At 61.9% G+C, this 12,955-nt stretch carries 15 protein-coding genes; 6 read left to right on the forward strand and 9 right to left on the reverse strand.

The window, feature by feature from the left end:
• Positions 1–75: 75 nt before the first annotated feature.
• The 4 genes from L9O85_RS10865 to L9O85_RS10880 all read right to left on the reverse strand — a co-directional run bounded on the left by L9O85_RS10865 (position 76) and on the right by L9O85_RS10880 (position 2,341).
• Positions 76–816: an acyl-[acyl-carrier-protein] thioesterase gene (locus L9O85_RS10865; protein ID WP_050623760.1), complete on the reverse strand. Its 741-nt coding sequence runs from the start codon at positions 814–816 to the stop codon at positions 76–78.
• A gap of 6 nt (positions 817–822) precedes the next feature.
• Positions 823–1,440 (reverse strand): hypothetical protein, encoded by a 618-nt coding sequence (locus L9O85_RS10870; RefSeq protein WP_301578594.1) that lies wholly within the window; start codon positions 1,438–1,440, stop codon positions 823–825.
• 166 nt (positions 1,441–1,606) lie between these two features.
• On the reverse strand, positions 1,607–1,822 hold the full coding sequence (locus L9O85_RS10875; protein ID WP_050623758.1) for a helix-turn-helix domain-containing protein: 216 nt from the start codon (positions 1,820–1,822) through the stop codon (positions 1,607–1,609).
• A gap of 12 nt (positions 1,823–1,834) precedes the next feature.
• Entirely contained in the window at positions 1,835–2,341 is a 507-nt protein-coding gene (locus L9O85_RS10880) for a DUF2975 domain-containing protein (protein ID WP_276852572.1), read from the reverse strand.
• Positions 2,342–2,674: 333 nt separating this feature from the next.
• Between L9O85_RS10880 and L9O85_RS10885 the strand changes: the two genes are divergently transcribed.
• The 5 genes from L9O85_RS10885 to L9O85_RS10905 all read left to right on the forward strand — a co-directional run bounded on the left by L9O85_RS10885 (position 2,675) and on the right by L9O85_RS10905 (position 6,225).
• Complete coding sequence (locus L9O85_RS10885; protein WP_301578595.1) at positions 2,675–3,301, forward strand: alpha/beta fold hydrolase; 627 nt, start codon at positions 2,675–2,677, stop codon at positions 3,299–3,301.
• Between the two features lie 31 nt (positions 3,302–3,332).
• Entirely contained in the window at positions 3,333–4,331 is a 999-nt protein-coding gene (locus L9O85_RS10890) for an asparaginase (protein WP_050623754.1), read from the forward strand.
• A 136-nt stretch (positions 4,332–4,467) separates the two neighbouring features.
• A complete protein-coding gene (spoVAD, locus tag L9O85_RS10895; RefSeq protein WP_276852574.1) occupies positions 4,468–5,484 on the forward strand; it encodes a stage V sporulation protein AD in 1,017 nt (338 codons plus the stop codon).
• 33 nt (positions 5,485–5,517) lie between these two features.
• Positions 5,518–5,874 carry a stage V sporulation protein AE gene (gene spoVAE, locus L9O85_RS10900; protein ID WP_050623752.1) on the forward strand — a complete coding sequence of 119 codons (357 nt, stop codon included), beginning with the start codon at positions 5,518–5,520 and terminating at the stop codon, positions 5,872–5,874.
• 90 nt (positions 5,875–5,964) lie between these two features.
• Positions 5,965–6,225 (forward strand): GNAT family N-acetyltransferase, encoded by a 261-nt coding sequence (locus L9O85_RS10905; protein ID WP_050623751.1) that lies wholly within the window; start codon positions 5,965–5,967, stop codon positions 6,223–6,225.
• A gap of 67 nt (positions 6,226–6,292) precedes the next feature.
• Here L9O85_RS10905 and L9O85_RS10910 read toward each other — a convergent pair whose 3' ends face one another.
• The 4 genes from L9O85_RS10910 to L9O85_RS10925 all read right to left on the reverse strand — a co-directional run bounded on the left by L9O85_RS10910 (position 6,293) and on the right by L9O85_RS10925 (position 11,540).
• Positions 6,293–7,192 carry an AAA family ATPase gene (locus L9O85_RS10910; RefSeq protein WP_301578596.1) on the reverse strand — a complete coding sequence of 300 codons (900 nt, stop codon included), beginning with the start codon at positions 7,190–7,192 and terminating at the stop codon, positions 6,293–6,295.
• Between the two features lie 95 nt (positions 7,193–7,287).
• Positions 7,288–8,673, reverse strand: a complete 1,386-nt coding sequence (gene gltA / locus L9O85_RS10915) for an NADPH-dependent glutamate synthase (RefSeq protein WP_301578597.1) — start codon at positions 8,671–8,673, stop codon at positions 7,288–7,290.
• On the reverse strand, positions 8,666–9,517 hold the full coding sequence (locus L9O85_RS10920) for a sulfide/dihydroorotate dehydrogenase-like FAD/NAD-binding protein (protein WP_108980752.1): 852 nt from the start codon (positions 9,515–9,517) through the stop codon (positions 8,666–8,668). The genes gltA and L9O85_RS10920 overlap by 8 nt, the downstream gene beginning before the upstream one ends.
• Positions 9,518–9,590: 73 nt before the next feature.
• Positions 9,591–11,540, reverse strand: coding sequence for a bifunctional metallophosphatase/5'-nucleotidase (locus L9O85_RS10925; RefSeq protein ID WP_256183475.1), 1,950 nt, complete (start codon positions 11,538–11,540; stop codon positions 9,591–9,593).
• 293 nt (positions 11,541–11,833) lie between these two features.
• Here L9O85_RS10925 and L9O85_RS10930 point away from each other — a divergent pair, with 293 nt between their 5' ends.
• The gene (locus L9O85_RS10930) at positions 11,834–12,046 is read left to right on the forward strand and encodes a hypothetical protein (protein ID WP_277117612.1); all 213 of its coding nucleotides are present in this window, start codon (positions 11,834–11,836) and stop codon (positions 12,044–12,046) included.
• Positions 12,047–12,052: 6 nt separating this feature from the next.
• Here L9O85_RS10930 and rfbA read toward each other — a convergent pair whose 3' ends face one another.
• Complete coding sequence (rfbA, locus tag L9O85_RS10935) at positions 12,053–12,910, reverse strand: glucose-1-phosphate thymidylyltransferase RfbA (RefSeq protein ID WP_050623746.1); 858 nt, start codon at positions 12,908–12,910, stop codon at positions 12,053–12,055.
• Between the last annotated feature and the right edge of the window lie 45 nt (positions 12,911–12,955).

The raw sequence follows: 12,955 nt of genomic DNA on the forward strand, positions 1-12,955 counted from the left end.
TCTCCAATAGCAAGGAATGATGTTGGGATTTGAGGATCATATTTTTTCTATTGTACCCCCCGCCTCGCGGGCTTGTCAATGAATCTCTTCTCCAAATTTCGCGGCCGCTTCAAAGTGAGTTTTGCCCGCCTCGTCTACACCCTTCACAAAGTGCTGCCCCCCCTGTTCTCCCACCTCCAGAGTCAGCACATCACCTGCCCGGCTCTCTGCGGTGTATCCGATCTGGAGGTCGCTCAGAAAGCGGCTGCGGGGCAGGCCCTCCAGCCGCAGGGCATCGCATACGAAGTCGGCGTAGCGGGTGTTGTTCACATGGCCGTTGATGTCGGTGTCGCTGTACCCCATCCTCCGCCGGTCCCGCTCCTCCATCTCTCCAGGCATGCGCAGCTTGGAGAGGGTCAGCTGCTTGCACAGCCCGCCGCCCTCGGTCCCCTCCAGCTCCCGCATCTGGGACAGGCGGAGCAGCTTCCGGTCCTCCACACCAGCCAGCACCCATGCGGACACCGCCTCGCCCACTGGGACGCCGCCCGCCAGCAGGTCAAAATCGCGGTACATCAGCGCCGTCTTACTGCCCCGGTGCCAGGTGCGCACCGTCACCTTCTCCTCCCACCGCAGGGGGCGGTCCAGACGGAACCAGATCCGGGCCAGCATCCAGAAAGCGTGGTACTCCAGGGTCTTCTCCCGCCCGAAGCCCCCGTCCTCCGCGGCCAGGGTGGCCGCCTCCTGGAGATAGCCCAGCACGGCGGAGGGCCGGCACCGGCCCCAGCCGTCCACATCCCGGCTGTCCACCGTCATCTCATATTCAAAAAACTGTCCCATGCCGTTTCACTTCTTTCCCCGGATCAATATGGTATTTTTACAGCAGATGTCGTCGATGTCGTCCGCCGTAGCGGCCGGGATGCGCATCTGGGCGCCGCACTGGGCGCAGATGAGGTCGATGGAGCTGTAATTCACCTTCAGCTTCCATTCCCTGGAGCCGCAGACGCAGGAGACACCTCCCCGGGCCGCGATGTCCTTCACCTCGGAGAGCACCTCGTGCATGACGATCTCGTCCAGGAACGCGGCTTTCTCCTCGGCCGCCTGCTCCTCCTTCAGCTTATCGGCCGCCCGCTCCAGCCGGGCCGTAGCGGCAAAGACAGGGCCCTCCTCCCCTACGTAGCAGCAGTCCAGGCCGGAGGCCGCGCAGGAGAAGGCCAGGGCCTTCTGGTGCAGGAAGGCGTGGGTGGAGCAGCTCACCCGGTGTTCCCGGCCGCAGAACAGACAGGGCACCTCCAGGTCCACATGGTCGTCCACAAATTCCACCCGCAGCTCCGATCTGCCGCAGGGGCATTTGATATGGGCCGTGGCGGCAGCCAGGGAAAACAGGTCCCGCTCCACAATGACCGACTGGCGGCAGGCGGGGCAGATATAAGCCAGGGTACGCTTTGGCTCTTCAACCGACATAACGAATTTCCTTTCTGTGGCAGTCCAGCCTCCGCCCCCGATGGGCCGTTTTCGCCGGACGCAGGATCTCTGATTTTTTATTATATCAATTTTTTCCTCTTTTTCAACTCCGTCAATTTCACTACACACTGGACAAAGCAGAAAAATATCATAAAAAACAGAAATTTTATTCTTCCATGTCTTTCTGATATTCTAATATATCCCCTGGCTGACAATCCAGTGCTTTGCAAATGGAATTCAGTGTAGAAAAGCGGATAGCACTTACTTTACCTGTTTTGATTTTAGATAAGTTGACATTTGCGATGCCGACCTTTTCAGATAGTTCGTTTAGGCTTATTTTTCTATCTGCCATCATTCTATCAAGCCTTAAAATTATTGCCATATCATATCTCCTTTACAGCGTTTCATCCACCTCTTGCTGCAACTCACATCCATAGTCAAAAATAAGGGAGATACAAAACAGAATGAGGGCAAACAAACCACTCATGAAGAATTGTGAAAATGCCATTTTAAAGACAGAGAATGCAGAAAAAACAGCAAACACCAGGACATACAATGCTATTTTCCGTATCTGACTGGCTGTTTCAGCTGTAAAAGGAGAATTTCCTTTGCCGATACATCCAAACAATCTTTTGGCGTTATACAGGGCTAAAAAGATACAGATGAGCATTCCAAGACAGCAAATGAAAAAGAATGCGCATTGTCCAAAGCTAAGAGTTTGCCCTGCTTTAACAGCAGTTTCCCACGCCTGGCGGAACATTTCCGGCAAAAAAAGCCGGGCACAAACGATAACCACGATCCCTGCAAATAACGATACACTTAATACGCCGAAAACAATGCAGACGATGTTAAGAAGTATGGAGATAAAATGAGCATATCTTTTCAACGCTTTTTCTTTCATAAATAAAGGCTCCTTTCATTTCTTAACACACAGTATATCACTCAACATATTTTTGTCAATTATTTTTTAATGATAAACATAAAATAATTATCTTTTATCGTTTCAGATAAAGTAAAAAGGCTTTCAGGTCCCCCGCTTAATATCGCTGTGGCCAGAAGGGCGCCTCGGATCGAGTCAGCTCTCTTCCGTGCCCCAGCCCCGAACAAAATCGGAATTCTCCCTTGATGGCGGGTGAAAAATATCGTATGATGGAAAAAACGGGCCCTGTCCGGTCCGATCTTACTCTCTTCCGGCCGCTCCTCTACCGGTCCGGGAGGGCCAGGAGGCGATCCCATGTCTGTTGTCTATCTCCATGGCTTGGGCCAAACCCCGGCCAGCTGGGAGTCGGTGCTCCGCGTGCTGGGGCAGGAGCCAGGCGGCCTCTGTCCCGATCTCTTCGGTCTGATTCGGGGAAAGGAGGTCTGTTATGAAAATCTCTATCAGGCCTTCTCACGGTACTGCGGCGCCCTTCCCGCCCCCCTCACCCTGTGCGGTCTGTCCCTGGGCGGGGTCCTGGCTCTGCAATACGGGATCGAGCATTCGGACCGGGTTGGGGCCCTGGTCCTGATCGGCACCCAGTTCGTCATGCCCAAGGGCCTGCTCCGGCTCCAAAACGCCATGTTCCGCCTGATGCCCGGGTCCATGTTTTCCGCCAGCGGGCTGAGCAAGGCGGATACGATGCGCCTGTCCCGCTCCATGATGGCCCTGGACTTCCGAGGCTGCCTGGCCCGGCTCCGCTGTCCTGTCCTGGCGGTCTGCGGCACGGGGGACCATGCCAACCAGAAAGCCGCCCGGCAGCTCTGCCGGCTGGTGCCCCAGGGGGAGCTGGCCCTCATCCCCGGTGCGGGGCACGAGGTGAACACAGACGCCCCCGAAGCGCTGGCGGAGGTCCTCGTCCGGTTCTTACGCCCCCTCCCCTGACCCTTCCATCTCTTCTGCAAGGAGGTTTTCCATGACCCGAGTCCTGCTTCTCACCACCGGGGGCACCATCGCCTCCCGCCGGGGCGACCAGGGACTGGAGCCCCAGATCTCTGCCCGGGGCCTGCTGGAATATATGTCGGACCTGCGCGCCCACTACCACATCGACGCCCGGGACATCCTCAACCTGGACAGCTCCAACATCCAGGCTGAGGAGTGGCAGACCATCGCCCGGGCGGTGATGGAAAATCTGGACGCCTATGACGGCATCGTCATCACCCACGGCACTGATACCATGGCTTACACCGCCTCGGTGCTGAGCTACATGCTCCAGAATCTCACCAAACCCGTAGTCCTCACCGGCTCCCAGATGCCCATCGACAACCTGCTCACCGACGCCCGCAACAACCTCTATACCGCCTTTTCCGCCGTGGACTGCCGCATCCCCGGCGTCTCCATTGCCTTTGACCACAAGCTGATCCGGGGCTGCCGGGCAGTGAAGGTGCGCACCATGGGCTTTGAGGCTTTCGAGAGCGTCAACGCCCCCTATCTGGGGGAAGTTTTCGCCAACGGCATCCACCGCAACGAGAGCGCCATCCGCCCCGGCGACCCCAGCCGCCCCACCCGGCTGCTGGATCGGCTGTGCCCCGACGTCTTTCTGCTCAAGCTGATCCCCGGCACCAACCCGGCGGTCTTCTCCATGCTGATGGACATGCACTACCGGGGCATCGTCCTGGAGACCTTCGGCGCCGGCGGGATGCACTTTCTCCGCCGGAACCTGCTGGACCGGCTGGGCGAGCTCACTGCCCACGGGGTGTCGGTGGTGGCGTGCAGCCAGTGCCTCTATGAGTCCAGCGACCTGTCCATCTACGAGGTAGGCCAGCGCCTGCTGGAGTGCGGGGTAATCCCCGGCCGCGACATGACCACGGAAGCCGCGGTGACCAAGCTCATGTGGGCCCTGGGCCAGACCGAGGACCCGGCGCAGGTCCGCGATATCTTCGACTCCAACCTGGCCGGAGAGGTCACCCTCTAAAAAAGTTTTTCCACCAGCTGCTGCGCATGTCCCGTCCGCCATATTTTGTCGGACGGGACATGCGCCTTTTTTCATATTTTTTCATTCTCGGGGCAAGCTACCTCTGATTTTCAACAGCACGGAGGTCCTTGACGCCATGACAACAAAAAAACTGGGCCGTCAAACGGTGGCCCTTGCCAACCCGCCCACCCTGGCCGGACACGCCAATGTAGTGGGCAAGAAGGAAGGGGAGGGCCCTCTGGCCAGCTCCTTCGACCTCATCGGCTCTGATGACACCTTTGGGGAGGCCACCTGGGAGAAGTCGGAGAGCGCCATGCAGAAGCAGGCCCTCGCCCTGGCGCTGGACAAGGCCGGCCAGGCTGCCTCCACCATGGACTGGCTCTTTGCCGGCGACCTGCTCAACCAGTGCATCGGCTCCTCCTTCGCCGCCCGGGGGCAGGACATCCCCTTTTTCGGGCTCTACGGGGCCTGCTCCACCATGGGGGAGGGTCTGGCCCTGGCCTCCATGACCTTGGACGGCGGCTTCGGGGAGTGGGCGGCGGTGGTGGTCTCCTCCCACTTCTGTACGGCGGAGCGGCAGTACCGCACCCCCCTGGAGTACGGAGGCCAGCGCACCCCCACCGCCCAGTGGACGGTGACCGGCGCCGGGGCCGCCATCCTGGCCCGGGAGGGGCCCGGTCCCTACGTCACCCACTGCACCCTGGGCAAGATCACCGACAAGGGGATCACTGACACCAACAACATGGGGGCCGCCATGGCCCCGGCGGCCTATGCCACCCTCACCGCCCACTTTCAGGATACCGGCCGGGGGCCGGACTACTACGACCTGATCGTCACCGGCGACCTGGGCAAGCTTGGGCGTGAGCTGCTGCTGGAGCTGTTCCGGCAGGACGGGGTGGACCTGTCCACCAACCACAACGACTGCGGTCTGATGATCTTCGATCTGGAAAATCAGGACGTCCACTGCGGCGGCTCGGGCTGCGGCTGCTCCGCCTCGGTGCTCACCGGCTATCTGCTCAACGGGATGCGGGAGGGCCGCTGGAAAAATATCCTTTTCTGCCCCACCGGCGCCCTCCACTCCCCCACCTCCGCCTTTCAGGGAGAGTCGGTGCCCGGTATCTGCCACGCCATCGCCATCTCCGCTGTCAAATGATCCCCGTCATGTCCAAGAAAAGAGGTCACTGATATGGAATATTTCAACGCGTTTCTCTGCGGCGGCATCCTGTGCCTGATCGGACAGCTTCTCATCGACAAGACGCCTCTCACCCCGGCCAAGATCCTGGTCCTCTATGTGGTCACCGGCGTGGTCCTGGGCGGCGCGGGCGTCTACCAGAAGCTGGTGGACTGGGCCGGGAGCGGAGCCACCGTCCCCCTCACCGGTTTCGGCTATCTGCTGGCCAAGGGGGTGCGCAAGGCAGTGGAGGAGCAGGGCTTCCTGGGGGCCCTCACCGGGGGTGTCACCGCAGCGGCGGGCGGCATCACCGCCGCCATCTTCTTCGGCTTCCTGGTGGCGCTGCTCTTCAAGTCCAAGCCCAAGAGCTGATGCCCCCGCTCTGGGGGCTCTTTTCCTCAGAGCAGGATTTTTCTGGCTTTTTCTCCACCTGTGTGCTACACTGGGCACGAGGTGATAAACATGGAGCTGCAATTTGAGCCTACCCGGGTCTACGGGCTGGACGGCGGGGGCCGTCTGGTGGCTGAGATCACATTCCCCTGCACTCAGCCCGGGATCTATACCATCGACCACACCTTTGTGGACCCCTCCCTCCGGGGGCAGGGGATGGCGGATAAGCTGGTCCGGGCCGCCCTGGAGCAGATCCGTAAAAACGGCGGCACCCCCGCCGCCACCTGCACCTATGCTGTCTCCTGGCTGGAGAAACATCCGGAGCAGGCATAAAAACGCGTGAAAAAGCGGCGGAGCTCCCCCCAGTATGGCTTTCTCCACAAATGAAACGGCGCCCCGGTCAGTCCGGGGCGCCGTTCTCATCCTCAAATTCCTCCCGGCGGCTGCGGAAGAACTCGTAAAAGGTGCGGACACTGGGCACCTGGGTCCAGCGGCAGGGCTCCACCGGGTCCTGGTCCAGGTCATAGATCTTCGCCCCCCGCAGGGCCAGCAGGAAGGGGGAATGGGTGGAGATGACGAATTGACAGCGGTAAAAGCGGGCGGAGTCCTCCAGAAAGCGGGCCAGCTCCAGCTGGAGCCGGGCAGACAGACTGTTTTCCGGCTCGTCCAGCAGGTAGAGCCCGCCCTCCTGGATCTCCCTGGTGAAGTAAAGGAATGCGCTCTCCCCGTTGGAACGGCCCGGGATATCCTTCATCACCCGGTCCCGCACATAGTGGGAGCCGGTCTTGCGCTGGGCCTCCACCACCTGGCGCAAGCGGTCATAGTCCTCCAGAGAGCGCATCTGAAAACGGGCGTACCGGGCATCCGCATATTCCTCCAGCAGTTCCTTTCTCCTGTGCTCGACGTTCTCATTCATATATCGGAGATCCAGCAGGCCGTCGAACACATCGTCACTGGTGATGATCCGGCTGTTCTCAAGCTCCGCCGCCCCGAAGGCCCCTGCCGTCTCCGCCTCGCAGAGATCCAGATAGGGCTGAAAAAAGGAGCTCCGGTTGAACACAGTCCCGCGACGCAGCTTCAACTTCTCCGCCATCAGATTGAGCACCGTGGTCTTGCCGCAGCCGTTCCCGCCGCACAGGATGGTGATGGGCTCAAAGGTCAGAGGAGGGACCTTTCGGGACAGAAAGATGCCGAAGGGGTAGCGGCTGCCGTAACAGGTCCGTTTGTTCTCGCTGTCACGTGCCAGGAAGCTGGCCTCTGCCCCCTGCCCCGGCAGGGAGAACCTCCTCAGATAAAGCATGTCTTTCCCCTCCTTTTTCCATCCTACCGCAGAAGCAGCCCCAAAAACAGGACTTTTACAGTAAGGGCCCCGCAGCTTGTGCGGAGCCCTTTGTCTTATTTCTTGCTCTTCAAATACTCGTCGATGGCCTTTGCGGCGTGCTTGCCGGCCCCCATGGCCAGGATGACAGTGGCGGCGCCGGTGGCGGCATCGCCGCCGGCAAAGACCCCCTCCACCGAGGTGTGTCCCGCCTCGTCCGCGGCCACGCAGCCCTTCCGGGTGCGCTCCAGACCGGGAGTTCCGCCGTAGCTCATGGGGTTTGGACTGGTCCCCAGGGCCATGATGACGGCGTCCGCCTCCATGGTGAACTCACTGCCCTGGATGGGCACCGGGCTGCGGCGGCCGGAGGCGTCCGGCTCTCCCAGCTCCATCCGGATGCAGGTGATGGACTCCACATGCCCCTTCTCATCCCCCTGGATAGAGACAGGGTTGGTGAGCAGGTCGAAAATGATGCCCTCCTCCCGGGCGTGGTGGACCTCCTCCGCCCGGGCAGGCAGCTCCGCGTCAGAGCGGCGGTAAACGATGTGGACCTCTGCCCCCAGGCGCTTGGCGCAGCGGGCGGCGTCCATGGCCACGTTGCCGCCGCCCACCACCGCCACCTTGCGGTTGTGGAGGATGGGAGTCTCGCTGTCCGGCTGATAGGCCTTCATCAGGTTGATGCGGGTGAGGTATTCGTTGGCGGAGTACACCCCCACCAGGGACTCACCAGGGATCTTCATGAACATGGGCAGCCCGGCACCGGAGCCGATGAACACAGACTCATAGCCCATGTCGAACAGCTCGGGGATGGTCAGCACCTTGCCGATGACCATGTTCAGCTGGATCTCCACCCCCATCTTCTCCAGGTTGGCCACCTCCCGGGCCACGATGGCCTTGGGGAGACGGAACTCGGGGATGCCGTAGGTCAGTACGCCGCCGGGCAGGTGGAACGCCTCGAACACCGTAACGCTGTATCCCATCCGAGCCAGCTCGCCGGCGCAGGTCAGGCCGGCCGGGCCGGAACCGATGACCGCCACCTTTCTGCCGGTCTTGGGTGCGGTGGCCGTGTTGGCCACTCCCTGCTGGGCGGCCCAGTCAGCTACGAACCGCTCCACCCGCCCGATGGCCACCGGCTCCCCCTTGATGCCCCGGACACACTTGCCCTCGCACTGATTTTCCTGGGGGCACACCCGGCCGGAGATGGCGGGCAGGGCGTTGGCGTTGGACAGGATCTCATAGGCGGCAGCGATGTTCCCCTGGGCCACCTGATCCAAAAATTCCGGGATGGGGATGCCCACCGGGCAGCCAGACACGCAGGCCGGGTTCTTGCAGTGGATGCACCGCTTGGCCTCGTTCATGGCCTCCTCGAGGGTGTAGCCCCGGGCCACCTCCAGGAAGTTCTGGTTCCGGACCTGGGGGTCCTGCTCCGCCATGGGGGTCTTGGTCAGCTGCATGTTAGCCATTCATGGCACCTCCTCCCAGGCGGCACAGGTGGTCCTGCTTCCGCCGCGCCTCAAATTCCCGATAGGTGGCGTTGCGGGCGATCACCTCGTCAAAGTCCACCTGATGCCCGTCAAAGTCCGGGCCGTCCACACAGGCGAATTTCACCTCGCCCCCCACCGTCACCCGGCAGCACCCGCACATGCCGGTGCCGTCGATCATGATGGGGTTCATGCTCACCGTGGTGGGGATGTGGTACTTCTCGGTGAGCTTGCAGGCAAATTTCATCATCATCAGGGGGCCGATGGCCACCACATGGTCATACTGGGCCCCGCCCTGGATCAGTTCCTCCAGCTTGCCGGTGACAAAGCCGTGGTAACCGTAGCTGCCGTCGTCCGTGCATATGTACAAGTCGGTGGCCGCCCGTCCCATCTCCTCCTCCAGGATCACGATGTCCTTGGAGCGGAAGCCGCCGATCAGGTCCACCTGGGCCCCGGCCTCCTTCATGGCCTTGGCCACCGGCAGGGCGATGGCACAGCCCAGGCCTCCGCCCAGCACCGCCACCCGGCGGTAGCCCTCCACGTGGGTGGGGGTGCCCAGAGGGCCCACAAAGTCGTGGAGGCAGTCCCCCTCCTGCAGCTGGTCCAGGGCCAAGGTGGTGCCCCCCACCTTCTGATAGACCACAGTGACCTTTCCGTCCTGGGCGCTGGAGATGGTCAGGGGGATACGCTCCCCCGCCTCGTCCACCCGCAGGATGATGAACTGGCCCGCCTTGGCTTTGGCGGCGATCAGCGGCGCCTCCACCGAGATCTGCCCGATCTCCGGGGTCAGGCTCCGCTTGGCCGCGATGCGATACTGTTCTTTCACACTCTTTCCTCCTCACAGGCGGTCCCTGCCGCCCGGATCTTGATTCTGATGGGCGGATGCCCGCGCCGGCATCCTATCCCCGGTACCTCTTCCGGCCGCCGCCGTAGCGCCGCCGCCTTACCCGCCGGACCAGGGCCCGGACCAGCAGCACCGCCGCCGCCAGGACCGCCGCCGCCGCCAGCAGCGTGACCAGGGTGATCCAGTTGGGGGAGCGGAGCAGCTCGATGGGGTTCCAGCTGCGGTCCACCGACTTGCGCCCGTCCCCCTTCGGCATGCCGTACCGCTCGGGCACCCCTTCATCCCCGAAGGACTGAAGGTAGGCCGCCAGGGCATACCACTCCTTGATCTCGCTGCCGTTCCCGTCCCGGAGCACCCGGGTGGCAAAATCGGTGATGGGCACTCCGTTCTCGTCCTTGGGCTCCAGAGACAGCAGCCCCAGGGACTTCTCCTTCACCGTGCCCAGCATCTGGGCGGAGTACATCCCGGTCACCACCCGGTAGAGCTGGTCGTCCTCGATCCGGGACATCTCACGCTCCAACAGGCCGGTGGCGAAGGAGGGCTCCTCCAGCCAGCAGGAGGTCACCCGGTTGAAAAACATCCGGTGGGGGTTGAAGGTGTACACCATCCCCGACATGTACAGCTGGGCCGCCGGCATGATAGGGGTCACCGAGGCGTCCACCTCTGCCGCCGCCCGCAGCTCCTTCCCGGTGAGGTAGCAGGTCACCAGTGGAAAACCAGAGGTCCCATCCTCCCCCACTCCCATGGAGAGCACATCAAAGGCCTGGGAGACGGTGATATCCCCCGCAGGCAGATCGGCCCGCAGCACGCCGTCGGCAGTGACTGCCACCGTGGGCACCCCTGGGTCCTCCGCTGCCAGCTCCCGCGCCGCCCAGAGGAAGGCGTCCGCCACCAGCTCCCCCAGGGGATTTCCCTGCTGGACGCCCGACTCCGGCCGCGTCAGGGAGAAGTCCGCCCGGGCCAGCACCTGGTCATAGGTCAGGTGGTAGCGGGCCAGATAATCCACCCCCACCTGGGCCTTCCACTCCTCCACCAGGGAGGCGATCTCCTGGTCCTCCGGCAGGGTCTGGTCGATAGGGATCAGCTGGTAGTCCACCAGGGTCTTGCTTCCGTCCTCCGACCACTCCAGAGTGATGCTCCCCAGATTCTCGCAGTAGGGCCCGGCGGAGACGATATAGGTATCCCCCTCCACAATGGGCTGGGTGAGGGTGGTGTGGGTATGGCCAGAGAGGATCAGGTCGATCCCCTCCACCTCCCTGGCCAGCTGCTGGTCCTCCGACTTCCGCTCCCGCTCGTCGGTCCCGCTGTGGGACAGCGCGATGATAAACTGCGCACCCTGCTCCTCCAGGCTGTCCACGCAGCGCTGGGCCGCCTGCACCGGGTCCTCCAGCGTGAAGCCCGAAGTGGGGGCGCAGTCGTCCGAGTCGGTGCCCATCAGGCCGAAAATGCCGTAGGTGACCCCGCCCCGCTCCAGCAGTAGCGTGTCGGTCACGCCGTAGGCCGACATGGCCCGCTGGATGTCCAGCTGGTCAGGACCACCGGCCGATGGGGCGTAGTTGGCCATGAGCAGGGCCGGAAGCGGATCTCCGCTGGTGTAGGCCGCCGTGAGCATCTGGGCAAAGCCCAGGCCAGTGTGGTCAAACTCATGGTTGCCCGCAGTCGTGGCGTCATAACCCAGAGCGCCCATGGTCCGCAGCTCCGCCGCCCGGGTGGTGTAGAGGGTCTGGACCAGAGAGCCGATGGAGAAGTCTCCCCCGTCCAGGGTAAGAGCATCCGGGTGGAGGGCCCGCTGCTGCTCCAGTGCGGAGGCCAGCCGGGCATAGCCTCCGGACTCCCCGCCGTCCGCCCTCTCCAAGGGCAGGAAGTGGGAGTGGAGATCATGGGTAAAGAGCACCGTGGTCTGGTGGGGCCCAGGGGCCGGCTCCGCCAGACCCCAGGGAATCAGCAGGGTCAACAGGAGAAGCGCTGTGAGCACAGCGGTCATTCTCCGCCGCAGCCGCCTCATGAAACCAGCCTCCTTTCCGTCTGCTCCCGTCATTCTGCAAAAACCGCTTTGCAGGATTTCATTTTGCCATAAAATCAGACAAATGGCAATATCAAAGTCTTAATTCCTCACCTCCGCCTCTCCTTCTAATGGGGAGACAGGCGGATCAGGACAGCCACCCGCCCTCTCCGGTCACTATGATACTCCAAAATCCACTTTGTTGGTATTGTATGTTTCGACAAAATCCCCTATCATTTTATGTGGGGACACTTGAAGCGCAGCCCCGCCATTTGGAAAAGGAAGGAGGGGTAGACATGGATCTCACAGAGAACAAGCGGGCAGTGGATGCCTTCACATACGGAGCGGGTACATCTGGGTATCCACCTCAGGAGCTCCTCGCCGCCCTGCTGACGCTGGATGGCGCCTCCCTCACGTCCGGAGAGGTGGAGGAGCTGCGCCGCACCTGTCTGGCCCAGGGAGGCACGCAGGAAAGCCCCGGCGGGACATCTCCCGCCGGGGCCCGATAGAGGCGTTCACAGGCACTTCAGATACTTGCCGTAGAGGGTCATCTCCAGCTCGTCCCCGATGGCGTGGACCTGCTCCTCCGAGATCCAGCCCTCATAGAAACCCAGCTCCTCCAGGCAGCCTACATAGCGGCCGGTGGTGTCCTGGATCTCCTTGATTGTCTGGGCCGCCGCCAGCAGACTGTCCGCCGTGCCGGCGTCCAGCCAGGTAAAATTTTTTTCCAGCGGTATCACCTGGAGCTGTCCTCGGCTGAGATACTCCAGATTCACATCGGTGATCTCCAGCTCTCCCCGGGCGGAGGGCTTCAGGGCTCGGGCGATCTCCATCACCTGCTGATCATAGAAGTAGAGACCGGGCACGATATAGTTGGACTTGGGGTAGCGGGGCTTCTCTTCAATGGAAATGGCCTTTCCATTCTTGTCGAACTCCACCACGCCAAAGGGGCGGGGGTCCTCCACGTAGTAGCCGAACACTGTGGCGGCCGCGGGACTGGCCGCAGCCTTTTTCAGGGTGGCTCCCAAGGTGGGGGCGTAGAAAATGTTGTCCCCCAGCACCAGACAGACCCGGTCGTCCCCCACGAACTCCTGCCCAATGAGCAGGGCGTCCGCGATCCCCCGGGGCACCGGCTGCTCCGCATAAGAGATCTTCAGACCGTACTGGCTCCCGTCCCCCAGCAGAGCGGTGAAGGTGGCGGTCTCGTTAGGGGGAACGATCACCAGAATCTCTGAGATCCCAGCCTGCATCAGAATCGCGATGGGGTAGTAGATCAGGGGCTTGTCGTACACGGGAAGCAGCGGCTTGCAAACCGGCTTGGTCATGGGATACAGACGGGTGCCTTTCCCTGCGGCCAATACGATCCCTTTCATGCGGTCACTCCTCCTCTTCCATCCGGCCTGTTCAGATGATTCAGT

The organism is Lawsonibacter asaccharolyticus (assembly GCF_022453915.1).
Taxonomy (GTDB): domain Bacteria; phylum Bacillota; class Clostridia; order Oscillospirales; family Oscillospiraceae; genus Lawsonibacter; species Lawsonibacter asaccharolyticus.